19 protein-coding genes and 3 tRNA genes are annotated in these 26,473 nt (G+C 73.3%); 15 read left to right on the forward strand and 7 right to left on the reverse strand.

Going from position 1 to position 26,473, the window contains the following annotated elements; all coding sequences use genetic code 11:
• Window positions 1-66 precede the first annotated feature (66 nt).
• Both FGW31_RS17605 and FGW31_RS17610 read left to right on the forward strand, forming a co-directional pair.
• Complete coding sequence (locus FGW31_RS17605; protein ID WP_142194387.1) at window positions 67-1,641, forward strand: S1C family serine protease; 1,575 nt, start codon at window positions 67-69, stop codon at window positions 1,639-1,641.
• Between the two features lie 65 nt (window positions 1,642-1,706).
• Window positions 1,707-1,793 (forward strand) — tRNA-Ser (locus FGW31_RS17610).
• A 380-nt stretch (window positions 1,794-2,173) separates the two neighbouring features.
• Here FGW31_RS17610 and FGW31_RS17615 read toward each other — a convergent pair.
• The 4 genes from FGW31_RS17615 to FGW31_RS17630 all read right to left on the reverse strand — a co-directional run bounded on the left by FGW31_RS17615 (window position 2,174) and on the right by FGW31_RS17630 (window position 4,624).
• Window positions 2,174-2,572 carry a YunG family protein gene (locus FGW31_RS17615; RefSeq protein ID WP_142194388.1) on the reverse strand — a complete coding sequence of 133 codons (399 nt, stop codon included), beginning with the start codon at window positions 2,570-2,572 and terminating at the stop codon, window positions 2,174-2,176.
• Between the two features lie 32 nt (window positions 2,573-2,604).
• A complete protein-coding gene (locus tag FGW31_RS17620; RefSeq protein WP_142194389.1) occupies window positions 2,605-3,135 on the reverse strand; it encodes a DinB family protein in 531 nt (176 codons plus the stop codon).
• A gap of 30 nt (window positions 3,136-3,165) precedes the next feature.
• A complete protein-coding gene (locus FGW31_RS17625; protein WP_142194390.1) occupies window positions 3,166-3,597 on the reverse strand; it encodes a hypothetical protein in 432 nt (143 codons plus the stop codon).
• Window positions 3,598-3,757: 160 nt separating this feature from the next.
• Window positions 3,758-4,624 (reverse strand): bifunctional DNA primase/polymerase, encoded by an 867-nt coding sequence (locus FGW31_RS17630; RefSeq protein ID WP_142194391.1) that lies wholly within the window; start codon window positions 4,622-4,624, stop codon window positions 3,758-3,760.
• A gap of 389 nt (window positions 4,625-5,013) precedes the next feature.
• Between FGW31_RS17630 and FGW31_RS17635 the strand changes: the two genes are divergently transcribed.
• The 3 genes from FGW31_RS17635 (at window position 5,014) to FGW31_RS17645 (ending at window position 8,363) form a co-directional block, all read left to right on the forward strand.
• Entirely contained in the window at window positions 5,014-5,331 is a 318-nt protein-coding gene (locus FGW31_RS17635) for a hypothetical protein (protein WP_142194392.1), read from the forward strand.
• Between the two features lie 376 nt (window positions 5,332-5,707).
• Window positions 5,708-6,268 (forward strand): SigE family RNA polymerase sigma factor, encoded by a 561-nt coding sequence (locus FGW31_RS17640; RefSeq protein WP_142194393.1) that lies wholly within the window; start codon window positions 5,708-5,710, stop codon window positions 6,266-6,268.
• Between the two features lie 451 nt (window positions 6,269-6,719).
• On the forward strand, window positions 6,720-8,363 hold the full coding sequence (locus FGW31_RS17645; RefSeq protein ID WP_142194447.1) for a long-chain fatty acid--CoA ligase: 1,644 nt from the start codon (window positions 6,720-6,722) through the stop codon (window positions 8,361-8,363).
• Window positions 8,364-8,648: 285 nt separating this feature from the next.
• On the opposite strand, the gene FGW31_RS17650 is transcribed toward FGW31_RS17645, so the two are convergent.
• A complete protein-coding gene (locus FGW31_RS17650) occupies window positions 8,649-9,884 on the reverse strand; it encodes an MFS transporter (protein ID WP_182674692.1) in 1,236 nt (411 codons plus the stop codon).
• A gap of 139 nt (window positions 9,885-10,023) precedes the next feature.
• Here FGW31_RS17650 and FGW31_RS17655 point away from each other — a divergent pair, with 139 nt between their 5' ends.
• Window positions 10,024-10,602 (forward strand): TetR family transcriptional regulator, encoded by a 579-nt coding sequence (locus FGW31_RS17655; protein ID WP_142194394.1) that lies wholly within the window; start codon window positions 10,024-10,026, stop codon window positions 10,600-10,602.
• 180 nt (window positions 10,603-10,782) lie between these two features.
• Here FGW31_RS17655 and FGW31_RS17660 read toward each other — a convergent pair whose 3' ends face one another.
• Window positions 10,783-15,609 carry a PAS domain-containing protein gene (locus FGW31_RS17660; RefSeq protein WP_142194395.1) on the reverse strand — a complete coding sequence of 1,609 codons (4,827 nt, stop codon included), beginning with the start codon at window positions 15,607-15,609 and terminating at the stop codon, window positions 10,783-10,785.
• A gap of 273 nt (window positions 15,610-15,882) precedes the next feature.
• Window positions 15,883-16,428 (reverse strand): SSI family serine proteinase inhibitor, encoded by a 546-nt coding sequence (locus FGW31_RS17665; RefSeq protein ID WP_142194396.1) that lies wholly within the window; start codon window positions 16,426-16,428, stop codon window positions 15,883-15,885.
• Between the two features lie 177 nt (window positions 16,429-16,605).
• On the opposite strand from FGW31_RS17665, the gene FGW31_RS17670 reads away from it, so the two are divergent.
• The 9 genes from FGW31_RS17670 to FGW31_RS17710 all read left to right on the forward strand — a co-directional run bounded on the left by FGW31_RS17670 (window position 16,606) and on the right by FGW31_RS17710 (window position 26,419).
• Window positions 16,606-16,696: transfer RNA gene (locus tag FGW31_RS17670), tRNA-Ser, on the forward strand.
• Window positions 16,697-17,003: 307 nt separating this feature from the next.
• Window positions 17,004-17,076, forward strand: a tRNA-Arg gene (locus FGW31_RS17675).
• Between the two features lie 318 nt (window positions 17,077-17,394).
• Window positions 17,395-17,907: a hypothetical protein gene (locus FGW31_RS17680; protein WP_142194397.1), complete on the forward strand. Its 513-nt coding sequence runs from the start codon at window positions 17,395-17,397 to the stop codon at window positions 17,905-17,907.
• Between the two features lie 617 nt (window positions 17,908-18,524).
• Complete coding sequence (locus FGW31_RS17685) at window positions 18,525-19,406, forward strand: DUF2797 domain-containing protein (protein ID WP_142194398.1); 882 nt, start codon at window positions 18,525-18,527, stop codon at window positions 19,404-19,406.
• Between the two features lie 162 nt (window positions 19,407-19,568).
• Entirely contained in the window at window positions 19,569-20,471 is a 903-nt protein-coding gene (locus FGW31_RS17690) for an amidohydrolase family protein (RefSeq protein ID WP_233452508.1), read from the forward strand.
• 107 nt (window positions 20,472-20,578) lie between these two features.
• Entirely contained in the window at window positions 20,579-21,319 is a 741-nt protein-coding gene (locus FGW31_RS17695; protein WP_182674694.1) for a response regulator transcription factor, read from the forward strand.
• Window positions 21,316-22,866: a HAMP domain-containing sensor histidine kinase gene (locus tag FGW31_RS17700; protein ID WP_142194400.1), complete on the forward strand. Its 1,551-nt coding sequence runs from the start codon at window positions 21,316-21,318 to the stop codon at window positions 22,864-22,866. Before FGW31_RS17695 ends, FGW31_RS17700 begins: the two co-directional genes overlap by 4 nt.
• 14 nt (window positions 22,867-22,880) lie before the next feature.
• On the forward strand, window positions 22,881-24,158 hold the full coding sequence (locus tag FGW31_RS17705; protein WP_142194401.1) for a bifunctional glycosyltransferase family 2/GtrA family protein: 1,278 nt from the start codon (window positions 22,881-22,883) through the stop codon (window positions 24,156-24,158).
• Window positions 24,155-26,419: a glycosyltransferase family 39 protein gene (locus FGW31_RS17710; protein ID WP_182674696.1), complete on the forward strand. Its 2,265-nt coding sequence runs from the start codon at window positions 24,155-24,157 to the stop codon at window positions 26,417-26,419. The genes FGW31_RS17705 and FGW31_RS17710 overlap by 4 nt, the downstream gene beginning before the upstream one ends.
• The last annotated feature ends 54 nt before the right edge of the window (window positions 26,420-26,473 follow it).

The raw sequence follows: 26,473 nt of genomic DNA on the forward strand, positions 1-26,473 counted from the left end.
GGACAGGCGTGAACGAGCCGGACCGAGTGCGACCGGGACAACAGCCGTGGATCGAGGAGAGAAGCTGTGAGCACCGAGAACGAGGGCACCGCGGTACCCCCTGCCCCGTCCGCACCGCCTCCCCCGGTGGACGCTCCCGCTTCCACTGCTGCGGCGCACCAGGGGAACCAGGGGCACCACGTTCCGGGCTCGGGCCCGGCACCGGCTCCGGCCGAGCCGCAGGGAGCGGGCACGGGCACCTCGATCGCGGGCGTTTCGGGCACGGGCGGCGACACGGGCCACGGTCACGGCGCAGGCCCGCAGGCCCCCCAAGGCGGTTACGCGGCCCCCGGCGCCCACAACGCCGCCCCCTCCCACCCGGACCAGCCCCACCACCCGCCCCACGCCTCCTCCGCCCCCGACGCCTCCTGGCCCCCGCCGCCTCCCTCGTCCACGCCGTCGTACGGTGCGCCGTACGGCGGTGGCGGTGCCGGGCACGGAGCCGACGGCTGGGGCTCCTCGTACCAGCAGCCGGCACCGAAGAAGGGCGGCGGACGCGGCCGTATCGTCGCCGCGGTCCTGGCCGCCGCGCTGGTCGCGGGCGGTCTGGGCGGCGGCCTCGGCTACACGCTGGCCAGGGAGAACGACAGCAGCGGCTCGACCACCGTCTCCGCCTCCACCAGCGGCGGCAACGTCAAGCGCGACCCGGGCACCATCGCCGGCGTGGCCGCCAAGGCGCTGCCCAGCACGGTCACCATCGAGGCCGAGAGCAGCAGCGGCGAGGGCGGCACCGGCACCGGCTTCGTCTTCGACACCCAGGGCCACATCGTCACCAACAACCACGTGGTGGCGGACGCCGTCGACGGCGGCAAGCTCTCGGTGACCTTCCCGAACGGCAAGAAGTACGAGGCCGAGGTGGTCGGCAACGCCCAGGGCTACGACGTGGCCGTCATCAAGCTGGCCAACGCCCCCTCGGACCTGAAGCCGCTCACCCTCGGCAACTCCGACGACGTGGCCGTCGGCGACTCGACCATCGCCATCGGCGCGCCCTTCGGCCTGTCCAACACCGTGACGACCGGCATCATCAGCGCGAAGAACCGTCCGGTGGCCTCCAGCGACGGCACCGGCAGCCAGGCCTCGTACATGAGCGCCCTGCAGACCGACGCGTCCATCAACCCGGGCAACTCCGGCGGCCCGCTGCTGGACGCCCAGGGCAACGTCATCGGCATCAACTCCGCGATCCAGTCGACCAGCAACGGCGGCTTCGGCACGGGTCAGTCCGGCTCGATCGGCCTGGGCTTCGCCATCCCGATCAACCAGGCCAAGTACGTCGCCCAGGAACTGATCAAGACGGGCAAGCCGGTGTACGCCAAGATCGGCGCGTCGGTCTCGCTGGAGGACACCTCGGGCGGCGCGAAGATCACCGATCAGGGCGCGGCCGGCTCCGAGGCCGTCGACCCGGGCGGCCCCGCCGACAAGGCCGGCCTCCGGCCCGGCGACGTCATCACCAAGCTCGACGACCGGGTCATCGACTCCGGCCCGACCCTGATCGGCGAGATCTGGACGCACAAGCCGGGCGACGAGGTCACGATCACCTACGAACGCGACGGCAAGGAACGCACCACGGAACTCACGCTGGGCTCCCGCGTCGGCGACAACTGACCCCCACCCGTCGGCACCGACCCGTTACCCTTGTCCCCGCGCCCGCCGATCACCGGCCGGCGCGGGGAGGCGTGCCCGAGCGGCCGAAGGGAACGGTCTTGAAAACCGTCGTGGCAGCGATGTCACCGTGGGTTCAAATCCCACCGCCTCCGCACAGGTCATAGACATTGCAGGTCAGAGGGGTGTCCCGTTCAGTCGGGGCACCCCTTCTGTGTGCCCCGTGTCTCACCCCGACTCGCCGGTATCCCGCCTCTGACCAGCGCGTGCGGCCAATCTGCGGTCGGCCCGAAGGCGGTCGGCCCGAAGGCGGCCCGGCCCGAAGTACGAGGACTGCGCGGACAGGTCCGTGCGGGAGGAAGCGACAAGCAGCGGCTCACCGAGGATGCGGTGCTCTGCGTACGCACCAGTGCCGGGGACATCGCCCGGCTCGCTCTCGCCGCGCCCGGTTCCGACGGAATCGGCGGCGGTGACCGCACCACGTTCGACGTCGCGATCAGGCGCGCGGGGCTGAGCCTGCTGCCTCGGAGTCGTCTCAGGGCGGTTCGGGGAGGGGGCCGAGGTGGTGAGTGAGGCGGTCGCGGAGGAGGAGGTAGTCGTCCCAGCGGCGGGGCAGGGGGCCGGGTGGGCGTTCGACGGGGCGGGCCGCCGTGATGGTCTGGCCCTGGCGGAACTGTTCGCGGGTCAGGTCGAGTTCGAGGCCGCTGGGGAGGCGGTTCCACCAGTGGTAGCCGCGCGGGGAGCCGGCGAGGTGGACGTCGCCGAGCATGAGGTCGCCGCCGAACAGGTCGTTGACGACCAGGGCGGTGATGTCGCAGTGGCCCCGGGCCGGGTTGTCGGGGTGCCACTCGGGCCGGTCGTCCGGTGAACACGTGTCGGCGGCCCAGGCGGCCCGCAGCGCCTTGTCGAGGTCGAGCAGGTTCCAAGGGGGCATGCGGTCAGCTTCGCAGCCGCCACTGACAACGGTCAGGACGCTGCTCGCAGCATGCGCAACTGCCCGATCTCGGCGGCGTTCTTCATCAGTTCGGCGTTGGCCCAGGCGAGCATGTCGGCGACGGTGCGGTCGGGTGCGTCCGGCCAGGGGAAGGGGGCCGGGGCGTCGAGCTCGGTGTCGGTGACGTCGTCCAGGACCGTGAGCCACTGGGTGCGCAGGTCGTACAGCCAGGCGATGGTCGGGGCGCCTTCGCCGGGCCAGGTGACGGAGGTGCGGTCGCGCGGCGGCCGGCCCTGCGCGTGGTCCAGGGTCACGCCCCACCACCAGCCGATGTGCCAGGTCAGCCAGGCGATGGTGGGGACGGGCACGGGGTCGGGCTCGCTGTCCGCCCAGTCCGGTCGCCAGGCTCCGTCGGGGGACCGGCGCACCGTCCAGCAGAGCGGAGCGGGTTCCCACAGGAAGTCGTCCGGGCCGAGGCGCTCCAGGTGGTACTCGAACAGCGACCAGGTGAGGTCGAACTGCCGGCGGAGCAGTGTGGCGGTGGCGGTGGCAGGGGCGGGCATGCGGGGCCTTGTCGGTGGCTGGCGGTCGGTTCAGAGTTCCTCGTCCGTCGCCAGGTGGTCCCAGGACATGTCCCGCAGGGCGGGTTCCGCGTCGCAGCCCGACGGCACGCGCGGGGTCGGCTGGAACCAGACCACGGTGAGGACGGAGCGGTACAGGGCGCGGTCGTGGGCCGGGTCGAGCGCCGCGGAGCGGAAGCTGCCGACGCAGGACACGGCGGGCAGCACCTCCACCGGGCCGAACGCGCCCGCGTACTGGTCCGGGCGGTCGCGCGGAGGCGTGACCAGGTGCACCGGGGTGCCGGGGAAGGCGTGCCGGGCGGAGCGCAGCAGGCCGTCGATGCGGCGGTCGTTGAGCGGCTTGCACGGGTAGCCCTCGAGCAGCCCGCCGTACGTCGACGACATCCGCAGCTCGGCGAGGTCCACCGGGCGGCCGGAGGTGAGGACGACGCGGGCGAGTGCCATGGTCGGCACTCTAAAACGGTGGTGCATCCGGGGTCTTTCGGTTTTCGTGGGGCGTCGAGGGCGTCGAGGGCGTCGAGGGCGCGGGGACGTTGAGGGCGTCGAGTGCTTCGAGGGCGTCGGGGCTTCGAGGGATGCGGAGTGCTTCGAAGGCTTCGAGGGGTCAGGGGTGGTGGCCCGTCATTCGCGCGGCGGATGTGATCGTCGCGCGGGCCTCTCGTTCGGACAGTCCGGTACTGCGGGCCGCGTCGACCAGGGCGTCCACCAGGGCGGGGCCGATGCCGTCCTCGTACGCGCGGCAGGCCGCCCAGAACAGGCGGGTGTTGCGCTGGCCCTCGTGTGCAGAGAGGACGAACTGGACCAGTCCACGGCCGTGTCCGCCGGCCGACGCGGGCGTCGGGTGGTGCGGCCTGGGCGGGGGCAGGAGCAGGCGGAGGAGAGCGGGAGGGCAGGGCGCCGGGGGCAGGTGGGCGGTACCCGGGGCGGTGTCGTACACGCCGTGTTCGGTACGGGATCCGGGGCCGACGAGGTAGCCGCCGGCGCCCCGGATGTCGATGCCGGGGGCGAGGCGGCCCGCGCTGTTCGGTACGACGACGTCCGGCGGGCCGCTCAGCCACAGGTGGCGGCCCCCGCTCGGCGTCACCACGACCACTGTGGCGGGGATCGTGAACAGGTGCCGCAGGGCGAGTTCGCGCAGGGCGGCGGAGGAGTCCGTGCCGGTCTTGGTGTCCAGGTCGACGCCGATGAGGTGGTGCGGCGGCAGTCCGCAGGCGATGCCGTAGCCGGTGGCGCGTGGTGCGGCGGCGAACAGTTCACGGACGCGGGCCGGGTCGGTGGAGGCGTCATACACGCCGTGGCCGAAACGGCCGCACTCGCCGTGACAGGGGGCGAGGTCGGGGGTGTCGCGGTGCGGGGAGCGCAGGGCCGGGAGCTTCGTCCGGGACAGGGGGATGACGGCCAGTCCGCGTTCGGCGGCTGACAGGGCGTGTGCGAGGGCCAGCGTCGTGGCCTGCCGGTCGGTGGTGGCCATGCGTCTAGTTTCGTACACGTGTTCGAGAAAGGGAAGAGGAGGGGTGGGTGCGGTGGGGTGGCGCGCCGGGACGGGGGCGGGCGGAGGGAGGTTTGCGTGGACGTGCGGGGAACTGCGGGAACGCTTCGTCCCTTGCGGGGCTCGGGGAGGTCGGCTGCGGGCCCGGGTGGGGTGGGATTCAGGGGTGTATCAGGGTTTATTCACCTGTGCTCACGCTTGCGTGCGAATCAGGGCTTCTAGGGGCGTTCGGCCGGGGGTCGGTGGGCAACTCTGATCTTGCGACGTCGCGCACAGCGCCAGGGCGGGGGGACAACTTCCCTGGCAACAGCCGTACTTCACGCACAGACGGTCACAAACCGGTGCGTCCTGGGTTCTGGAGGGAACACAACATGGCAAGCATCCGTACCGCCCGCGTCACCGCCGCGGTCTCCGCGTTGCCGCTCGCGACCGCCCTCTTCTGCGGCGTCGCGACAGCGGACAGTGGCGCCCTCGCGGACGACGGATCGATCGCGACGGCCACCAACAGCGAGGCCGACGCCCTCGGCAGCGGTGTCGGCGGCGACAACTTCGGCAACTCCGCCACCACACAGCAGCAGGCGACCGGCTTCGGCGCGGTGAACGAGAGCAACACCGCCCAGGTCAACGGGCCCGCGGTCGTCAACCAGGGGGACGACAACGTGGCCATCGCGTTCACTCCGCTGTGGTGAGCGTGAGCGTGAGTCCGGTGGCGAGGGGGTGGAGGTGATGGAGTCGGCCGGCCTCTGACGGTGTGGTGTGCTTCGTGGGGTTCAAGGCGTCCGTGCGGTGGTGCTCCGGTGCCACCGCGCAGGCGGTGCTCGGGCGGCCGGGCGGCTGCCGTTCGCGCGGCGAGCAGTACCCGTTCCCCTTGCCGGTCCTGTTGGTTCCTGCTTTCCGTCTCCGGCGCCACCGCGCCCGGCCCTCAGGGGTCGACCCGCAGTTCCCCTCATCTCCTCGTCCACCTTCAGGAGGTGCGGCAGACCCCACCCCTACAACCTGAGGGGGAGTCTTCTTCGGGACCTGCGGCCGATCCGCCGGACAGGGCACCGCTCATAGCGTTGAGCCATGACCACACCCGTCTGCACCAGCGCTTCGAACGCCGCTGCCTCGGCGACGCGGACCCTCCCGTACCCGTCCTTCTCGGCGTACATGAAGGCCCGGCAGCCGGTGCTCCTGCGTACCGCCCGGTCGCTGACCGGGAACCCGAGCGACGCGGAGGACCTGCTGCAGACCGCGCTCGCCAAGACGTACGTCGCCTGGGAGCGCATCGAGGACCACCGTGCGCTGGACGGGTATGTGCGCCGGGCGCTGCTGAACACCCGGACGTCGCAGTGGCGCAAGCGCAAGGTCGACGAGTTCGCCTGCGACGAGCTGCCCGAACCGGAACCGGTGCTTGCCGGCGACGACCCGGCCGAGCAGCAGGCGCTGCGCGACGCGATGTGGCGGGCGATCATGCGGCTGCCCGCGCGGCAGCGGGCGATGGTCGTCCTGCGGTACTACGAGGATCTCAGCGAGGTGCAGACGGCGGAGGTGCTCGGTGTGTCGGTGGGCACGGTGAAGTCCGCCGTGTCGCGGGCGCTCGGCAAGCTGCGCGAGGACGCCGAGCTGGGACTCGTCCGCCACTGACCCCGAGCGGGCTCGGGGGTGCCCGGTTGGACAGACCCCAAGGCGTCCGATTGCGCAGGCCCATCGGATGTCCGTTGGGCTAGGCCCTAGGGGTGTCCGATTGGGCAGGCCCCAGGCGTCTGATCGGCCAGGCCCTCAGGTGTCCGGTTGGACAGGCCCCCCGGGCTGTTGTTTGGCCAGGCAGGCCTCCGGGTGTCCCTTTGGGCAGGCCCCAGGGTGTCCGTTGGACAGGCTCAGAGGGCTGGTCGGGCGGCCCAGGGAGCAGGCCGAAACAGGTTTCGGGCGTCCGTTCGGACAGGTTCCAGGGCGTACCCGGCGCGGAGCATCCCTGGGCGCGGCTGATCGATCATCCGCTCTCCTAGTGACATACCACGCGGTATGTGCGCAGAATCAGCGCAACCCGTACCGACGTGTAGGCGATGTCGCCCAGGAGGACGCCGTGCTGAGCACCATGCAGGACGTACCGCTGCTGATCTCGAGGATCCTCAACCACGGGGCGACGATCCACGGCACCTCACTGGTGACCACCTGGACCGGGGACGGGGAGCCGCACCGCCGCAGCTACGCCGAGATCGGCGCCCGCGCCGCCCAGCTGGCGCACGCCCTGCGCGACGACCTCGGGGTCACCGGGGACGACCGGGTCGCCACCCTGATGTGGAACAACGCCGAGCACGTCGAGGCGTACTTCGCGATCCCCTCCATGGGCGCGGTCCTGCACACGCTGAACCTCCGGCTGCCGGCCGAGCAGCTCGCCTGGATCGTCAACCACGCCGCCGACCGGGTGATCCTCGTCAACGGTTCGCTGATCCCGCTCCTCGCGCCCCTGCTGCCGCACCTCCGGACCGTCGAGCACGTGGTCGTCGTCGGCCCCGGTGACCGTTCCGCGCTGGCGGACGCCACCGCGCGGGTGCACGAGTACGAGGAGCTGATCGCCGGGCAGCCCGTCGCCTACGACTGGCCGGAGCTGGACGAGCGGGCCGCCGCCGCCATGTGCTACACCTCCGGCACCACCGGCGACCCCAAGGGTGTGGTCTACAGCCACCGTTCGATCTACCTGCACTCCATGCAGGTCAACATGGCCCAGTCGATGGGCCTGACCGACCAGGACACCTCGCTCGTCGTGGTGCCGCAGTTCCACGTCAACGCCTGGGGCCTGCCGCACGCCACCTTTATGACCGGCGTCAACCTGCTCATGCCGGACCGTTTCCTGCAGCCCGCGCCGCTCGCCGAGATGATCGAGAGCCAGCGGCCGACGCACGCCGCCGCCGTGCCCACCATCTGGCAGGGTCTGCTCGCCGAGCTGACCGCCAAGCCCCGGGACGTCTCCTCCCTCACCCAGGTCACCATCGGCGGCTCGGCCTGTCCGCCGTCGCTCATGGAGGCGTTCGACGAGCTGGGCATGCGGGTCTGCCACGCCTGGGGCATGACGGAGACGTCCCCGCTCGGCACCGTCGCCCGCCCGCCGGCCAAGGCCGTCGGCACCGAGGAGGAGTTCGCCTACCGCCTCACCCAGGGCCGCTTCCCGGCCGGCGTCGAGGCACGCCTCACCGGCCCCGGCGGCGAGCGCCTGCCCTGGGACGGAGAGTCGGCGGGCGAGCTGGAGGTGCGCGGCCCCTGGATCGCCGGCGCCTACTACAACGGCCCCGACGCCGAACCGCTGCGCCCCGGCGACAAGTTCAGCGAGGACGGCTGGCTGAAGACCGGCGACGTGGGCACCATCAGCGCCGACGGCTTCCTGACCCTGACCGACCGGGCCAAGGACGTCATCAAGTCCGGCGGCGAGTGGATCTCCTCGGTCGAGCTGGAGAACGCGCTGATGTCCCACCCGGACGTCGCCGAGGCGGCCGTGGTGGCCGTCCCGGACGACAAGTGGGGCGAGCGGCCGCTGGCCACGGTCGTCCTCAGGGAGGGCGCCACCGTCGACTTCGCCGCCCTGCGTGCCTTCCTCGCCGACGAGGCGAAGATCGCCAAGTGGCAGCTGCCGGAGCGCTGGACACTGATCGAGTCGGTGCCGAAGACGAGCGTGGGCAAGTTCGACAAGAAGGTGCTGCGCAGGCAGTACGCCGACGGAGCGCTGGACGTCTCCCGGCTCTGACGACGCGGTGAACCGCGAGCGCCCGGGCCGCCTTGACGAGGCGGCCCGGGCGCAGCCCTGCTCGGCGAAATCGCTGGTGGAGGGCTCGTATTCACCGGCCGAGGGACTCGGGTGTCCTGCTCGGCGTATTCACTGGTGGAGGGCTCGGTCGCCCTTACCGGCGTATTCACTGGTGGAGGCTCGGTCGCCCTCACCGGCGTACTCACCGGACCTGGCCGGCGTACTCACCGGTGCAGGGACTCGGTTGCCCTTACCGGCGTATTCACCGGTCGAGGACGGTTGCCCTCACCGGCGTCCGCGTCGCGTCGCCGTCAGCCCCCAGCCCAGCGCGAGCCACACCCCCGCGACCGCTGAGACCCCGCCCCAGCCGAAGTGGGTGAAGGCGGTGCCCGCGAGGGCCGACGCCGTGGCGCCGCCGGCGAAGCCGGAGACGACGTAGGCGGTGTTGGCGGTGGCCGGGCTGGAGGTGGTGGTCAGGGCCAGGGTCTGGTTGGCGACGTGGGAGGCGACCAGGGCCGCGTGGATCGCGACCGCGGCGACGAACAGGGCGCCGATGACGTGCCCGCCCACCCAGAACAGCGGTACCGACACGGCCGCGAGCAGATACGCCCCCCGCACGACCCGCGCGGCGCCGAAACGGTCGACCAGCCCGCCCGCCAGCGGCGCGACCGCGCTCGCCGCCAGCCCGAAGAGGCCGAAGAGGCCGGCGGTGGCGGTGGACAGACCGTAGGCCGGGCCGGTCAGCAGCAGCGCCAGCGACGTCCACAGGGCGCTCCACGCGCCGAACATCCCCGCCTGCCGCACCGAGGCGCGCCACAGGTCGGGCGAGCGGCGCAGCAGTCCGGGCAGCGCGGTGAGACCGCCGAACAGCGAGCCGTCGCGGCTCCGCCGCTCGGACGGCAGGGCCAGGGCCGTGGCGAGGCCCAGGCCGAGCGTGAGCAGCGCCGCGCCCGCGAACACCCACCGCCAGCCGAAGGCCTGCCCGGCGAGCCCGCCGACCACCCGGGCCGCGACGATGCCGGTGAACAGGCCGGCGATCACGGCGGCGACATGGCGGGCGCGGCGCGCGGCGGGGGCGCGTGCGGCAACGAGCGGGACGAGGAGCTGCGGTACGACGGTCGCGGCGGAGGCGACGAACACGGCGGCGGCGAGGGCGCCGGTGCCGGGTGCGAGCGCGCTCGCGACCAGGGCGGCGGCGGTGACCACGGTGAGGAGGGTGACCAGGCGGCGCCGGTTGACGGTGTCGCCGAGCGGGGCGAAGAAGAGCAGGCCGGCGGCGTAGCCGAGCTGGGCGACGGAGGCGATCCAGGCCACGGCGGAGGGCGTGGCGCCGAAGTCCCGGGCGATCAGGGAGAGCAGCGGCGCGGCGAGGTAGATGTTGGCGGCCGTCACCGCGGTGCAGACGGCGATGAGCGCCAGGAACGGACCGGAGCGGTGGGACGCCGTGGCCCCGCCGGGTGTCTGCCCGGCCGATGACCTGCCGTCCTGCCGGACGGTGGGGGTGCTGGGCGCTGAGGACATGAGCTGGGTACCCCTTCGAGGCCCTTTGAGCCTGCTCTAACAACTAACTGGTTGGTTGACTGACAGGGGAACAGTCTGGAATGCCGTCGGATTCCCTGTCAACCAAACAGTTGGTTACTTGCCGCGCTACCCTGTCCCCATGGCAGTCAGGGACCCCGAGGCCACCAAGGCCCGGATCTTCGAGGCAGCGGTCACCGAGTTCGCGCGCCACGGCATCGCCGGCGCCCGCATCGACCGCATCGCGGCCGATGCGAAGGCCAACAAGCAGCTCATCTACGCCTACTTCGGTAACAAGGCGGAGCTGTTCGCGATCGTCCTCGAACGGAAGATGCTGGACCTCGCCGAGTCCGTCCCCGTCGACCCGGACGACATCGAGGGCTGGATCGACCGCCTGATGGACTACCACGCGGCCCATCCCGAACTGCTGCGCCTGCTCTTCTGGGAGGGCCTGGAGTACGGCACCGACGAACTGCCCCACGAGACCGGCCGCCGGGAGCACTACGACCGCAAGGTCGCCCTCCTGGAGGACGGCCAGGCGCGCGGCGTCGTCACCGACGCCATCCCCGCCGGCGACCTGCTGATCCTGCTGACCGCGCTGGCCAACTGGACGGCCGTCGTCCCCCAGATGCGGCGCATCCTGGCCGGCGGTGAGGAAGCGGACCACTCCCGGCTGCGCGCGTCGGTGAAGGAGGCGGCCCGCCGCCTGGTGGCCCGCTGACACCACGACGGGGCCCGTCGGCGATCTCGGTCCGATCGTTCACCGAGCGGGTCCCGGTCCGTCCCTACCGTTGGTACCGGTACGTCCGTTCGGCCGCTCGGATGCGTGTCGACACCGATCCCGCTGCGTCCGTCGACGCCGGTCCCGGTGCGTCTGTTGATGCCGGTCCCGGTGCGTCCGTCAGTTGGTGCCGATCCGCGACAGCAGCTCGACGATCCTCTCCTGCACGTCGGCGCTCGTGGACCGCTCCGCGAGGAACAGCACCGTCTCGCCCGAAGCCAGCCGCGGCAGCTCCGCCTGGTCGACGGCGGCCGTGTAGACGACCAGCGGAGTGCGGGTGAGCTGGCCGTTCGCCCGCAGCCAGTCGATGATCCCGGCGTGCCCGGGTCCGCGCCGGTGCATCTGCATCAGGTCCATCACCACGAGGTTCGGCCGGAACTGCCCCGCCAGCGTCACCGCGTCGGCGTCGCTCGCGGCCCGCGCGACCTGCATCCCGCGCCGCTCCAGCGTCGCGGTCAGCGCCAGCGCGATCTCCGCGTGCTCCTCGATCAACAGCACGCGCGGCGGGTGCTGCTCGCTGTCGCGCGGCGCGAGCGCCTTCAGCAGTACGGCGGGATCGGCGCCGTACGCGGCATCGCGCGAGGCCTGTCCGAGCCCGGCCGTGACCAGCACCGGCACCTCGGCGGCCACGGCCGCCTGCCGCAGCGACTGGAGCGCGGTACGGGTGATCGGCCCGGTCAGCGGGTCGACGAACAGCGCGGCGGGGAAGGCCGCGATCTGCGCGTCCACCTCCTCGCGCGAGTGCACGATCACGGGCCGGTAGCCGCGGTCGCTCAGCGCCTGCTGAGTGGAGACGTCCGGCGCGGGCCACACCAGCAGCCGGCGCGGGTTGTCCAGCGGCTCGGGCGGCAGTTCGTCGTCCATCGGCTGCGGACGCGGCGGGTCGGCCACCTCGACGGCTCCGCCCGGACCGTCCAGCGGTTCGGGACCCTCGGCGGCGTCCGCGTCCGGTGCGCCTATCGCGTACGAGCGTCCGGTGCCCTCGGTCCCCGACGCGAGCCGGGGCTGACCGGTGGGCGTGTGCTGCGGCTGGGGCTGCGTCTGGGCGGGAGCCGGAGCGGGTGCACGGTCCGGCTGCGCGGCCGGTGTCCGGTCGGCGGCGGCCGTGGGCTCGGCGGACGGGTTCCGGGTGCCCTGCTCGTTGCCGGCGTCCGGGTCGGGTCGCGTGCCCAGCTTGCGGCGGCGTCCGGAGCCGCCCGGCTGGTGCGGGGGCGGTGTGGCCGACGGCAGCGGCTGCTGCACCTGGGCGGCCTGCCGCGTGAACGGCACACCCTGTCCCAGCGTCCGCACGCTGATCGACCGGCCCTGCGTGGAGTTCGGGTCCACCGGAGCCGCGGCCTCGGCGGGCAACGGCTGAGCTGCGCGCTGCGCCGACGCCGGTGTGCCGCCGGGCGGCAGCGCGGTGCCGGCGGCAGGAGTCGGCTGCGGCGCGGCAGCGGCCGGCGGCAGGGGCGTACCGGCGCCGGAGGTGTCACCGGCGGCGGGCCACTGCTGCGGAGCCGGGGTGCCCTGCGGCGGAGTGCCCTGGCCGGGCGCGGTCTCGGCGGGCAACGGCTGGGCCCCGGGCCGCGCGACCGCTCCGTCACCGTTCCCCTGCGGGGCGACGGGGCCGCCCGCGGGCGCCACGGGGCCACCCTGCGACGGAACCGAAGCAGCGCCCTGGGGCGGGACAGGAGCACCGTGGGGCGGAACCGGAGCACCCTGCGGTGGCACGGCGGCGCCGTGCGGCGGGACAGGAGCGCCAGCTGCGGGCGGCAGCGGCGAGCTGTGCGGCGGGACCGGGTTGCCCTGCGGCGGAACGGGAGCGCTCTGGGGCGGAACGGGCCCGGCGTGCGGCGGAACCGGAGCCTCCTGCGGCGCCACGGGCGCCCCCTGCGCAGGCACCGCGTCCCACGGCACGGAGGCCCCTGGCGCCGGAACGCCAGGCGCCGGAATCCCAGGTGCAGGAGCCCCAGGCGCCTGAACCCCAGGTGCCTGAACCCCAGGCGCCGGAGCTGCCGGTGCCTGACCGGCCACGGCCTGTGGTGCCTGTGCGGCGTGCACGGTTTGTGGGGCCTGCGCCGTTTGTGGGGCCTGTGTGGCTTGTGGTGTCTGGGCGGTCTGGGCGGTCTGGGTGGTCTGTGTGGCCGGAGTCCGGGCCTCCGCCTGTTCGCCCTCCGCCGGTCGCGCGGCCGCGCGCCTGCGGCGGCCCGTCGGCGCGCTCGTAGGGTGCGGCTGCGGCGGGGTGTGGTCGTCGGCGGGGTCGTGCGTCACGGCGTCATGGCGCCCGGTGTCGACCGGCGCGCCACCGGACGCGACCACACCGCCCTCGCCCGCCTGCGCGCCCTGACCGCCGTGCGCGAGTCCATGCGCCGGTCCGCCCTGCCTGGCTCCCAGCGCCTGCGCACCCTGCGCGCCCTGCGCACCCCGCGGGACCTGTGGGGCCGGCCCGGCCTGCTGCGCCGAGGGCACGGCGGCCTGCCCGTTCTGCCCGGACTGCGCGGCCGGGGTGGCCTGCTGGCCCTGGTCCGCCTCGGCCGGCGGCAGCGCGAACACCGTGCGGGGCGCGGCCTCCTGCGCCGCCGCCCGCTCGTTCGCGGCGGCCAGCGCGCGCCGGCGCCGCCCCGTCGCCTGCGGCTGTCCCGGGCCCTGGGCCGGAACATGCACCTGGACCTCGGCCGACGGCGCCTCGGCCGCCCCGTTCCCACCGGACGGCGCGGGCAGCGCCGGCGGCAGCGCGTGCTGTTCGCCGGACCTGGCCGGCACCGGCCGCCCGGCCGACGCGGGCACTCCCTGCGGCGGTACGGTCCCGCCCAGCCCCGTGTTCGACGCGGCAGCGCCCGCCGCGTGCTCGGCGGCAGTGACGACGGCCCCCTCCGACACCCCGGCACCGGCGAGTTCGACGGAGGAGCCCGGCGCGCCACCGGGTGCCGAGCCCTCGGCGGGCCGGCCGCGGCGCCGCCCGGTCCCGCCGGACACGCCCGCGCCCTCGCCGGACGCCTGTGCCGGAAGCTGTGCCTGTGCGGGCTCCGCGGCGGCCGCGCGGCGCCTGCGCCGCCCGGTGGGAGCGGTGTCCGGGGCGTCGTTCGCGCCCGGCACCTCGCTGTCGAGGAAGGCGTCCACGGAGGACCGCCGTGCCCGCCGCCGCCCGCCGCCGGGAGCCGCCTCGGCGGCCTCGGCCGCCTCGACGGACGCGGCCTCCTCACCCGGAGCACCACCGGGAGCACCACCCGCAGCACCACCGGGAGCACCACTCGGAGCAGCGGCCGGAACACCGGCCGGCAGCGCGGCGGGCGCCACGGCCCCCGCTCCGCCGCCGATCGGCACCTCCAGCACGAACGCGCTGCCGCTCATCCCCGGCACCTCGTGCGTCTGCAGCACACCGCCGTGCGCCCGTACGATCCCGCGCACGATCGGCTCGTGCACCGGGTCGCCGCCGCTGTACGGCCCGCGCACCTCGATGCGTACGACCTCGCCGCGCTGCGCCGCCGCGACCACGACCGTGTTGTCCAGGTAACCGCCCGCCGCCACGGGCGTGTTGCCGGTGGCGTCCACGCCCGCGACGTCCGCGACGAGATGCGCGAGGGCCGTCGCGAGCAGCCGGGGGTCGACCTCGGCCTCGATGGGCGGCGCGTGCACCGCGAACTGCACCCGCCCGGGCCCGATCAGCTCCACGGCGCCGTCGACACCGGCGGCGACGACGGCGTCGAGCATCACCTTCGTCCGCGTGACCTGCTCGGTGCCGACGTCGAGCCGCTGGTAGCCGAGGACGTTGTCGATGAGGGTGGTGATCCGGGCGTAGCCGGCCGACAGATGGTGGAGCACCTGGTTGGCCTCGGGCCACAGCTGTCCGGCGTCGTCGGCGGCCAGCGCCGACAGCTCGCGCCGCAGTTCCTCCAGCGGGCCGCGCAGCGACTGCCCGAGCAGGGTGAGCAGCTGCTCGTGCCGGGCGGCGAGGGCCTCGTAACGGTCCTTCTCCCGCTCGCCGAGCGCGGCGTACCGCTCCTCGTTCGCGGCGAGTTCCTCCTCGTGCCGCTCGCGCAGCTCCTCCAGCTCGGCGACGTGGCTCTGGCGCAGGGCGGTGAGTTCGGAGGCGTGTTCCTCGGCGAGCCGCTCCAGTTCCTCGGCGTGCCGCTGCTCGGCCTCCTCCTTCTCCTGAACCAGCGCGTCGAAGGGGCGCCGGTCGGCGAAGGTCATCACGGCGCCGACGAGCTGGTCGCCGTCGCGCACCGGCGCGGTCGTCAGGTCGACCGGCACCTTGTCGCCGCTCTTGGCGTACAGCACCTGCCCGCGCACCCGGTGCTTGCGTCCGGAGCGCAGGGTGTCGGCCAGCGGCGACTCGCCGTACGGGAAGGGGGAGCCGTCGGCGCGGGAGTGCAGGACGAGCGTGTGCAGTTCGCGCCCGCCGAGTTCACCGGCCCGGTAGCCCAGGATCTGGGCGGCGGCCGGGTTGACGAGGACGATCCGCCCGTCGGTGTCGGTGCCCACGACACCCTCGGAGGCGGCGCGCAGGATCATCTCGGTCTGCCGCTGCGACCGCGCGAGCTCCGCCTCGGTGTCGACGGTGCCGGAGAGGTCACGGACCACGAGCATCAGCAGCTCGTCGCCGGTGTAGCCGTAACTGTCGTACGCCTGCTGGCTGTTCTCCAGATTCGCACTGGTGACCTCGACCGGGAACTCGCTCCCGTCGGTCCGCCGGGCGATCATCCGCGTCGGCTTGGTGCGCGCCCGGGGGTCGATGTGGTCGGGCCGCCGCATGGACCCGGGGATGAGCTTGGAGTCGAACTGCGGCAGCAGGTCCAGCAGACCGCGCCCGACCAGCGCCGTGCCCGGGGTCTCGAAGGCCTCCAGGGCGATGGTGTTGGCGTTGACGACCGTTCCGTTGGCGTTGACCAGCACCAACGCGTCGGGAAGCGCGTCCAGTATGGCTGCGAGGCGAGCAGCGCCTCGGGATGGCCTGCTGCTCACGAGACGCTTCCTCCCTGTTACCGCGACGTGCCGACCGCTCGGGCCATCTTGCCAACCTGCCCGCAACGTGTCACGCGAGGGAGTCTAAGGGCTGGGGTTGCGCCCGCGACGCCGGATGCGACGGACGTCGCACTCGAAAGTGACGGTGATGTGACGCCCGGTAGCCCCGGACCCGTGACTGCCTGCGCCGACGCCGTCCGAACGTTCGCGGGACCTTTACGCCCCCTGTGCCCCGACTCGCCGACGCACGCCCCCGCGCGCCCCCGGCCCGCCTCACGGGCGCCCGACGGAGCGCTGCTCGGGCAGCAGGGGGACGAGCCGGTCCCAGCGGGCGATCGCGCACCCGTTCGCCCGGTCGTACGTCGCGTCGACGGGACGGCCCGCCCAGGTGCCGGTGATCCGGGCGGTGGCGGGGCCGCCGTACTGCATGGTGCAGACGGCGTCGCGCGGCACCGGCGCGAAGGCGTTCTGCCCCCACCGCGTGTTCTCCTCGACGGCCGCGCAGGCCCCGGCCGGGTCGGGATGGCTGCCCCCACTGGGCCGGCAGCGCACCTCGTACGTCCCGTCCGCCCCACCGCCCGCCCCGTGCACGGTGACGACGAGTCGGTCCCCGTGCGGCGCCGGCTCCTGCGCGTACGCCACGGGCGGCGCCGCGGCCGTCGCGGCGAGGGCGGCGACGGAGGCGGCGGCACCGGCGAGCAGCCGCCGCAGCGGCGAGGCATTGTGCCGGGAGGCGGACCGGGCGACGGGACGGAGGGCGGAAGGGGAGGCCGGGGAGGCTGGGGACCGGCGGCTGTCCGAAGAGTTGATCCGCGTCATGACCTGCTCAACGCGCCACCGCACGGGACGTTGCGCCACGACCGCCTGTCTACCGGAAGTGCTTTGCCCTGCGGGCTCCCCGCCTAGTACCGTGGGGGGCGATTGGTGACACCCCACACGGTTGTGTCATCATCGGCACGCACCATCCGCTCGCGCTCGCGCGGGAAGATCGTGCAAGGAGGCGTCGCCTAGTCCGGTCTATGGCGCCGCACTGCTAATGCGGTTTGGGCCTTAAAGCCCATCGAGGGTTCAAATCCCTCCGCCTCCGCCCCATGATCAGGGAGTTCGGCTGATGACAGCTGAACTCCCTGAGTCGTTTCCCGGGCACGATCCCGGACCGGGCGATCCCGCCGCCGCGTGTCGGCCACGCGCCACACCGCGCGAAGCCCGGCCTCCGCGGCCGGTGCTCCTGCGCATCCCGTATCCCCGCATCCCGCCGGATCCGACGTTTCCGCAGGTCACAAGGGGTGGGCCTAACGGATTTCACATGACGGCGGCAGTCATGTAATGTTCTTCCTGTCGCCGCGAGCGGGGCCGAAAAAGCCCGGGGAGCGGCGAGAAAACTGAAGAGACAAGCACTCGTAGCTTAACGGATAGAGCATCTGACTACGGATCAGAAGGTTGCAGGTTCGAATCCTGCCGAGTGCACACAGGTGAGAGGCCCCGGAGAGATCCGGGGCCTCTTGCGTTTCAGCGGCGTACAGCAGCGAAGTACAGCAAGCGGCATCGACTGGCCGGTGCCGCTCCCGCCCATCGCCTGGGATCATCCGGAGGCCGGCGCGACGGGCGCGCAGGGCGAACATGCGGGTCGGGTTCCCCGGCTCGATGGGCGCCGGGTACTTCGAGGAGGACCGGGAGTAAGCCTTGCGCGCTAGGAGGCCGAGGCGCCGCGTCGTCCTGGCGGCGTAACAAGGACCGACCGCTAGCGTGACGATCACCTGCCGGAGGTCGACGCATGCTGGAGCCGTGACCACAACAGCCACCGAGTTACCCGTCCCGGTGTGGGCCGAACGCGTCGCTCATGCCATCCCGCTCGTCGCGCTTCCTGTGTGCATATGGCGCCTGCCGGTCATCGGCCACGGCATGGGCGGCGAGCCTCTGGCACCGACGGCGGGCCATATCGCCTACGTCGTCGCACTCAGCGTCCTCTCCGAGCTCGCCGCGCTGCTCAGCTTCGGTCTGGTCCGGGCGTGGGGGGAGAGGATTCCCGCCTGGGTCCCTCGGCTCGGCGGCAGGCGCATCCCGCCCGCCGCCGCGCTGGTCCCCGCCACGATCGGTGGCCTCCTGCTCACTGCGGCCCTGGGCCTCTGGCTGTACAACGCGCTCGCTATCGGAACGGACGCCTGGCCGTACGCCCCGGGCTGGAACATCCTGGCCATGACAGTCAGCGGTCTGATGAACCTATGGGGCCCGATGCTCCTGCTGCTTGCCTACGCTTACTATCACCGCCGCGTCACCGCCGTCAGGATCAAGACGTGAACACCACGGTGAGCGAACCGGCTGAGGCAGTGCGCGCAGCGCGGGGCAGCGACATCGGCCCGGCAGCCGTCCTCCGGAGGCACCCGGCGCGGTACAGCAGCGAAGTACAGCAACGACAGCGACCCACCTCGTCCGGCAGCGCCCCTCCCGGGCCGTAGTGCGGCCGGTACGACCGTTCGTGACCGATCCACATAGAGCTAAGGATCAGAAGGTTGCAGGTTCGAATCCTGCCGAGTGCACAGCAGACCAGAGGCCCCGTGGAGTGATCCACGGGGCCTCCGGCATTGCGTGGAGTCCGGGGAGGGGCAGGGGGAGGGAGTGGAGACGTTCTGAACGGAAGGACGGTCATCCTGACCGCATGTGCCTGCCTGCGGACGGGTTCGGCGCGGTGCGTGAGCGGTGAAGACGGTTCCTCGTCGACGGCGGTCGGCGGCGCAGGCCGCTCCTCATGTCCTGTTCGTACTCCGTGCACGGTGCAGTCGGTCGGGAACGAGGCGCTCCCGGTGCAGGGCGCACCGTCGCGGGCCGTCGTCCGGGCGGTTCCCACGGCGCCCGGTCGGGAGCTGAACTGCCGGACGGGAGGCCGTTGTCAGTGGTGGCCCCTACTCTCGGCAGGGATGGGACGGATCTGGAGGTGCGCGGGGCTGCGCTGGGCGGCGGACGGACCCGTGCTGGTGTGGGACGGTGGCCGGCGCAGTGCGCTGACCTGGGGGAAACGGGTGGCCTTCGGGGTCGAGGAAGGGGGCAGGCGGACCTGCGTGGGGGCGCGGGGGCATGTGTGTCCGCTCGGTGCGGAGGTGCCGGCGCGGAGCGCGGGGGCGCGCTGCGAGGAGTGTGCCCGGCTGGACCGGGCGCACTCGGTGGCCGCCGACACCGTCGCCGACGATCCTCGGCCCTACCGCGTCTATCTGGCGTGGTTCGGGCCGGGCATGGCCAAGGTGGGGATCACCGCGGTGGAACGAGGCCCGGCGCGGCTGCTGGAGCAGGGGGCGGTCTGCTTCAGCTGGCTGGGCAGCGGGCCGCTGATGGCGGCGCGGCGCACCGAGGAACTGCTGCGCGCCGCGCTGGGCGTGCCCGACCGGGTGCCGTACGCCGACAAGCGGGCCGCGCGGGCGGCGCTCCCGGCGTCCGAGGCCGAACGGGCCGCGCAGCTGGCGGAGCTGCACGCGCGGGCGGTCGCGCTGAGCGGGTGGCCGGAGTCGCTCGACCGTGCGCCGTTCCGTCCCGTCGACCATGTCGCGGCGTTCGGGCTGGCGGGGGCGCCGGCGGCCGTGGGGGAGGTCGGGTCACTGGTCGCCGGGGGTGTGGTGAGCGGGGAACTGGTGGCTGCCGCCGGTCCGGATCTGCATCTGGCGACGGGGACGAAAGGGGTCGTGGTGCTGGACACCCGGCTGCTGACGGGGTGGGGGCTGGTTCCGGCCGGTGCGCGGGAGTTCGCGGTGCCGGTCCGGGCGCTCCGGCTCAAGGAGCGGGCGGAGGCGCAGGACGGGTTGTTCTGAGGAAGGGAGAGGGGAAGGAGGGGGCCGGGGTGCGACAGGGGGTGGACCCGACGGGCCGGGGCGGGTGATCGTGTCGGGATGTGCGCTCCGCCGGACAACCATGGGGACACCCGCACGGGCACCCAAAGGGACACCCAAAGGGACACCCAAAGGGACACCCAGATGGACACCCGTACGGGCATGCGCGGCGAAGCCGTCCGTGTGCGGCGGTTCTGGGAAGGGCTCGGGCTGCCCGGGCTGATCGACGTGCACACGCACTTCATGCCGGAGCGGGTGCTCCGCAAGGTGTGGGCCTACTTCGACGCGCTCGGCCCGCTGACCGGCGGCGTCGAGTGGCCGATCACCTACCGCGCGGAGGAGAGGGAACGGGCGGCACTGCTGCGGGAGTTCGGCGTGCGGGCCTTCACCGCCATGCTCTACCCGCACAAGCCCGGCATGGCGCGCTGGCTGAACGGCTGGGCGGCCGACTTCGCCGGACGCACGCCCGACTGCCTGCACACCTCGACGCTCTTTCCCGAGCCGGGCGTCGTGGAGTACGTCCGGGAGGCGGTCGAGGCGGGGGCCCGGGTGTTCAAGGCGCATGTGCAGGTCGGCGCGTACGACCCGGCCGACGAGCGGTTGGACGGGGCCTGGGGGCTGCTCGCCGAGGCGGGCGTGCCGGTGGTGATCCACTGGGGGTCCGGGCCCGCGCCCGGCAGGCACACCGGCCCCGGGCCGGTCGCCCGGGTACTGGCGCGGCACCCCCGGCTGCGGCTGGTCGTGGCGCACCTGGGGATGCCCGAGTACGAGGACTTCCTGGACCTCGCCGAGCGGTACGAGGAGGTGCGGCTGGACACCACCATGGCGTTCACCGACTTCAGCGAGCGCCTGGCGCCGTTCCCGCGGCGGGCGCTGCCCCGGCTGGCCGGCCTCGGCGACCGGATCCTGCTCGGCTCGGACTTCCCGAACATCCCGTACCCCTACCTCCACCAGCTGCACGCGCTGGAACGGCTCGGGCTCGGGCAGGCGTGGCTGCGGGGCGTGTGCCACGACAACGCGGCGCGGCTCTTCCGGCTCCCCGGGTGAGCGGGGCGCGGGCGGCCCGGCCCGGCTGAGCGCGCCCTCTGCGTTTCTCAGGGAAAACACAGGTTGCCGAAAGAGTGCTCTCACAGGCCCCGGACATCGTGTGCGGTATGACCACGATCTCGCCCCAGGGGCGCACCGAACTGCTCAGGCCGGACGGGAGCCCCGTCCGCGTGCTTGTGGTGGACGACGAGCAGTCGATCACCGAGCTGATGTCCATGGCCCTGCGGTACGAGGGCTGGCAGATCCGCAGCGCGAAGGACGGCCAGGACGCCATCCGGACGGCGCGCGAGTTCCGGCCCGACGCCGTCGTCCTGGACATGATGCTGCCGGACATGGACGGGCTGTCCATCCTCGGCCGGCTGCGCCGCGAACTGCCCGACGTGCCCGTGCTGTTCCTGACCGCCAAGGACGCCGTCGAGGACCGGATCGCCGGACTGACCGCCGGCGGGGACGACTACGTCACCAAGCCGTTCAGCCTGGAGGAGGTCGTCGCGCGGCTGCGCGGGCTGATCCGGCGCTCCGGCGCGGCCGACCGCCGGTCGGAGTCGGTGCTGGTCGTCGGCGACCTCACCCTCGACGAGGACAGCCACGAGGTCACCCGCGGCGGTGACGACATCCACCTCACGGCCACCGAGTTCGAGCTGCTGCGCTTCCTCATGCGCAATCCGCGGCGCGTGCTCAGCAAGGCCCAGATCCTCGACCGGGTGTGGTCGTACGACTTCGGCGGGCAGGCGAACGTCGTCGAGCTGTACATCTCGTACCTGCGCCGGAAGATCGACGCCGGACGGGAGCCGATGATCCACACCCGGCGCGGCGCCGGTTACATGATCAAGCCCGCGGTCTCGTGAGCGGACGGCGGCGACCGCGTCCGAGGACCCTGCGGACACGGCTCGTCGTCGCGTCCGTGGTGCTGATCGCGGTGGTGTGCGCGGTGATCGGCACGGTGACCGCACTCGCGTTGCGGTCCCATCTCTACGAGCAGCTGGACGGGCAGCTGCGCGAGGTGGCCATGCGGGCGGCGGGCGGTCCGGCGGACGGCCGGCCGCTCCCCGGGCGGCCGGACCAGGACAACCCGCTCGACTTCGTCGTCAAGGGCCCGCAGGGCTTCGGCACCATCGGCGCGCTCGTCGAGGACGGCCGGGTGACCCGGGGGATCGTCAGCGAGTCGCGGGAGCGGAACGGCGTCACCACCCCGCAGGCCGCCGCGCTCTCCGCCGCCCAGCTGGCCGCGCTCGCCGCCGTACCGCGCGACGGGCAGCCGCACACCGTGGACGTGCCGGAGCTGGGCACCTACCGGGTGACGTACGAGAGCGGCCGCAACGGTGCGTTCTACACGGCGTTGCCGACCGAGGACACCGACGACACCGTCAGCACGCTCATCCTGGTCGAGGTCAGCGTCACCGGCGCCGGACTGGTCGCCGCCGGGATCGCCGGGTACGTCCTGGTCGGCGTCGCCACCCGCCCCCTGCGCAGGGTCGCCGCCACCGCCACCCGCGTCTCCGAACTTCCGCTGCACAGCGGCGAGGTCAACCTCGAGGAACGCGTCCCGGAGTCCGAGTGCGACCCGCACACCGAGGTCGGCCGGGTCGGTGCCGCCCTGAACCGGATGCTCGACCACATCCACGGGGCGCTGCACGCACGCCAGGAGAGCGAGACCCGGGTCCGGCAGTTCGTCGCGGACGCAAGCCACGAACTGCGCACCCCGCTGGCCTCCATCCGCGGCTACGCCGAACTCACCCGGCGCGGCCGGGAGGACGTCGGCCCCGACACCCGGCACGCGCTGCGGCGGATCGAGTCCGAGGCGGGCCGGATGACGCTGCTTGTCGAGGACCTGCTGCTGCTCGCCCGCCTGGACGCCGGCCGGCCGCTGCGGTTCGAGGAGACCGACCTGGTGCCGCTCGTCGTGGACACCGTCAGCGACGCCCGCGCGGCCGGTCAGGACCACGACTGGCGTCTGGAACTGCCCGACGAGCCCGCCACGGTGCTCGCCGACGCCGCACGCCTCCAGCAGGTCCTCGTCAACCTCCTCGGCAACGCCCGCAACCACACCCCGCCGGGCACCACCGTCACCGCCCGGGTGCGCCGCGCCGGGCCCTGGCTCACCGTGGACGTCGTGGACGACGGGCCGGGCGTCCCGCCCGCGCTGCTGCCGTACGTCTTCGAACGGTTCGCGCGCGGCGACTCGGCCCGCACCCGCGCCACCGGCTCGACCGGTCTGGGCCTCGCCATCGTGCAGGCCGTGGCGAGCGCGCACGGCGGTGCCGTGACCGTCGACAGCGTGCCCGGACGGACCGTGTTCACGCTCCATCTGCCGGCCGCGGCACCGCCGTTGGCGTCGGAGCCGTACTCACAGCCGCGGCACAGCCTCACCACACCGGCACGACAGGGCGCCTGAGCAGAGTCGGTTCCATGCGAACCGATTCCTCTCCCGGCACCCTGCCGGCGCGGGACCACCTCCCGGCCGCCGGAGCCGGCCTCCCGGTCCTGGACGTAGTGATCCCCGTCCACAACGAGGAGAAGGACCTCACGCCCTGTGTGCGCCGGCTGCACGAGCACCTCAGCAGCACCTTCCCCTACGCGTTCCGCATCACGATCGCCGACAACGCGTCCACGGACAGCACTCCGCACGTGGCGGCCCGGCTGGCGGAGCGGATGGCCGAGGTCCGGTCCGTCCGCCTGGACCGGAAGGGACGCGGCCGGGCCCTGCACACCGTCTGGGCGGCCTCGGACGCCCCCGTCCTCGCCTACATGGACGTCGACCTGTCCACCGACCTCAACGCGCTGCTGCCGCTGGTCGCCCCGCTGATCTCCGGCCACTCGGACCTCGCCATCGGCTCCCGGCTGAGCCGCAGTTCACGCGTGGTGCGGGGCGCCAAGCGGGAGTTCATCAGCCGCTCCTACAACCTGATCCTGCGCGGCTCGCTGCAGGCCCGGTTCTCCGACGCGCAGTGCGGGTTCAAGGCGATCCGCCGGGACGTCGCCCAGGTGCTGCTGCCGCTCGTGGAGGACACCGGCTGGTTCTTCGACACCGAACTCCTGGTGCTCGCCGAGCGCGCCGGGCTGCGCATCCACGAGGTGCCCGTCGACTGGATCGACGACCCCGACTCCACCGTGCACATCGTGCGGACGGCGACCGAGGACCTCAAGGGCGTCTGGCGGGTCGGCAGGGCCCTGGCCACCGGTTCGCTGCCGCTGGACCGGCTGGCGAGGCCGTTCGGTGACGACCCGCGCGACCGGGACATCGAGGACGTGCCGCAGGGACTGGCCCGCCAACTGGTCGGCTTCTGCGTCGTCGGCGTCCTGTCCACCCTGTTCTACCTGCTGCTCTACAGCGGCTTCCGGGCCTTCACCGGTTCCCAGACCGCCAACGGGCTCGCCCTGCTGGTCTCGGCGGTCGCCAACACCGCCGCCAACCGGCGGCTCACCTTCGGGGTGCGGGGGCGCGGCGGCGCCGTGCGGCACCAGGCGCAGGGGCTCGTGGTGTTCGGCATCGGACTCGCCCTGACCAGCGGCTCGCTCGCCGCGCTCAACGCGGCGACCGGCGACCCCGCCCACTCCACCGAACTGGCGGTCCTCGTCGCCGCCAACCTCGCGGCCACGGTGCTGCGCTTCCTGCTCTTCCGGGCGTGGGTGTTCCCGGACCGGCCGTCCACTCCTTCCGACCACCATGCGAGGAACCTCCGATGACCACGCAGTACGACCGGACGAGTCCCCCGCCGGACCCGGCCGACTGGGCACCCCCCTCCCCGGACGCCCGCCACCGAGCCGCTCCCTCCTCCGGGACCTCCCACCGAGCCGCTTCCGCCTCCTGCCCTGAGGACCCGCGCCCCGCCGCCCCCGCGCCCGGCGCACCGCGGCCGCCGCTGGCCCGCAGGGCATGGCGCGGCCGGCCCGAGGACCCCCGCTGGGTGCGCCCCGCCTTCCTCGGCCTGCTCCTGGTGACCGGCCTGCTCTACCTCTACGACCTGAGTGCCTCCGGATACGCCAACTCCTTCTACTCGGCGGCCGTGCAGGCGGGCAGCCAGTCCTGGAAGGCGTTCTTCTTCGGCTCGCTGGACGCGGCCAACGCCATCACCGTCGACAAGCCCCCGGCCGCGCTGTGGCCGATGGAACTGTCGGTGCGGATCTTCGGCCTGAACCCGTGGGCGATCCTGGTGCCCGAGGTGCTCATGGGTGTCGCCACGGTCGCCGTGGTGTACGCGGGCGTGCGCCGCCGCTTCGGCCCGGCGGCCGGCCTGATCGCGGGCACGGTGCTGGCGCTGACGCCCGTCGCGGCGCTGATGTTCCGCTTCAACAACCCGGATGCGCTGCTGGCGCTGCTGATGTCCGTCGCCTGCTACCTCGTGGTGCGCGCGGTGGAGGACGGCCGGACCAGGTGGCTCGTGTGGGCCGGGGCCGTGATCGGCTTCGCGTTCCTCGCCAAGACCCTCCAGGCGTTCCTGATCCTGCCGGCCCTGGCGCTGGTGTACGGCGTCTGCGCCCCGGTGCGGCTGCGCCGGCGGCTCGGCCAGCTGGCCCTGGCGACCGCGGCGCTGGTGGTGTCCGGCGGCTGGTGGGTGGCGGTCGTCGAGCTGTGGCCGGCGTCCTCGCGGCCGTACGTCGGCGGGTCGCAGCACAACAGCTTCCTGGAGCTGACCTTCGGCTACAACGGTCTGGGCCGGCTGAACGGCGAGGAGACCGGCAGTGTCGGCGGCGGTGGCGGCGGCATGGGCGGCGGCGGGCAGTGGGGCGAGACCGGCTGGGACCGGATGTTCAACTCCGAGATCGGCGGCCAGATCTCCTGGCTGCTGCCCGCCGCGCTGATCCTGCTCGTCGCGGGCCTGGCCGTGACCCGGAGGGCCGCGCGGACCGACGCCGCCCGCGCCTCGTTCCTGGTGTGGGGCGGCTCGCTGCTGATGACCGCGGCCGTCTTCAGCTGCATGGCCGGCATCTTCCACCAGTACTACACGGTGGCCCTCGCCCCGTACCTCGCGGCCGTGGTCGGCATGGGAGCCGCGGCCCTGTGGGAGAGGCGGCACGGCATCGGCGCCTCGCTCGCGCTCGCGGCCGCCGCCACGGCGACCGCGGCCTGGGGCTACGTGCTGCTCGACCGCACGCCGGACTACCTGCCGTGGCTGAAGTGGCCCGTGCTGGTCGGCGGTCTGGTCGCCGCGCTCGGGCTGGTCTTGGCCGGCCGGGCCGGGCGGCGCGTGGCCCTCGCGGCGGCGGGGCTCGGCCTGGTGGCCGCGCTGGCCGGTCCGACGGCGTACACGCTGAGCACGGTGCAGGAGCCGCACACCGGTTCCATCGTCACCGCCGGTCCGGCCGGGGCGGGCATGGGCGGCGGTCCCGGCGGGGGCGGCGGCTTCCCCGGCGGCGGGAACCAGCAGGGCCGGCAGGGCCAGGCCCCGCCCGGCGGCGGCACGGACGGCTTCCCGGGCGGCGGCCCGACGGGCCGGAACAACCAGAACAACCAGAACAACCAGAACAACCAGGGCGGCCAGGGCGGCCAGAACGGTCGGACACTGCCCGTCGCGCCCGGTGGCAGTGCCGAGTCGGGCACGCCCGGGGGCCGCGCGGGCGGCGGCATGGGCGGGCTGCTCGGCGGTGCGAACGTCGACTCCGAGGCGAAGGCGCTGCTGGCGGCCGACGCCGACGACTACACCTGGGCCGCCGCGGCCGTCGGCGCGCAGAACGCGGCGAGTTACCAACTCGCCACCGGTGAGCCGGTGATGGCGATCGGCGGCTTCAACGGCACCGACCCGTCGCCGACGCTCGGCCGGTTCCAGCAGTACGTGACCGAAGGGAAGATCCACTACTTCGTCGCCGGTGGCGGCATGGGCGGTGGCAGGGGCGGCGACTCCGGCACGTCCGCACAGATCGCCTCCTGGGTGGAGGAGAACTTCACGGAGGTGACGGTCGGGTCGGCCACCTTCTACGACCTCACGCAGCCCACGACCGACGGCTGAGGCGCCGGAACGACCCGGGCAGGAACGGGCGGGGAGGGCGGGGAGTCGCGGGAG

Origin of the sequence: Streptomyces calvus (assembly GCF_006782915.1) — a bacterium.
GTDB lineage: Bacteria > Actinomycetota > Actinomycetes > Streptomycetales > Streptomycetaceae > Streptomyces > Streptomyces calvus.

Coding starts and splice junctions, on each gene's coding strand:
- FGW31_RS17695 (WP_182674694.1), top strand. CDS start 20,579: ATGACCACGATCTCGCCCCAGGGGCGCACCGAACTGCTCAGGCCGGAC.
- FGW31_RS17690 (WP_233452508.1), top strand. CDS start 19,569: ATGGACACCCGTACGGGCATGCGCGGCGAAGCCGTCCGTGTGCGGCGG.
- FGW31_RS17615 (WP_142194388.1), bottom strand. CDS start 2,572: ATGCCCCCTTGGAACCTGCTCGACCTCGACAAGGCGCTGCGGGCCGCC.
- FGW31_RS17710 (WP_182674696.1), top strand. CDS start 24,155: ATGACCACGCAGTACGACCGGACGAGTCCCCCGCCGGACCCGGCCGAC.
- FGW31_RS17625 (WP_142194390.1), bottom strand. CDS start 3,597: ATGGCACTCGCCCGCGTCGTCCTCACCTCCGGCCGCCCGGTGGACCTC.
- FGW31_RS17645 (WP_142194447.1), top strand. CDS start 6,720: ATGCAGGACGTACCGCTGCTGATCTCGAGGATCCTCAACCACGGGGCG.
- FGW31_RS17655 (WP_142194394.1), top strand. CDS start 10,024: ATGGCAGTCAGGGACCCCGAGGCCACCAAGGCCCGGATCTTCGAGGCA.
- FGW31_RS17640 (WP_142194393.1), top strand. CDS start 5,708: ATGACCACACCCGTCTGCACCAGCGCTTCGAACGCCGCTGCCTCGGCG.
- FGW31_RS17685 (WP_142194398.1), top strand. CDS start 18,525: ATGGGACGGATCTGGAGGTGCGCGGGGCTGCGCTGGGCGGCGGACGGA.
- FGW31_RS17635 (WP_142194392.1), top strand. CDS start 5,014: ATGGCAAGCATCCGTACCGCCCGCGTCACCGCCGCGGTCTCCGCGTTG.
- FGW31_RS17630 (WP_142194391.1), bottom strand. CDS start 4,624: ATGGCCACCACCGACCGGCAGGCCACGACGCTGGCCCTCGCACACGCC.
- FGW31_RS17705 (WP_142194401.1), top strand. CDS start 22,881: ATGCGAACCGATTCCTCTCCCGGCACCCTGCCGGCGCGGGACCACCTC.
- FGW31_RS17665 (WP_142194396.1), bottom strand. CDS start 16,428: ATGACGCGGATCAACTCTTCGGACAGCCGCCGGTCCCCAGCCTCCCCG.
- FGW31_RS17650 (WP_182674692.1), bottom strand. CDS start 9,884: ATGTCCTCAGCGCCCAGCACCCCCACCGTCCGGCAGGACGGCAGGTCA.
- FGW31_RS17620 (WP_142194389.1), bottom strand. CDS start 3,135: ATGCCCGCCCCTGCCACCGCCACCGCCACACTGCTCCGCCGGCAGTTC.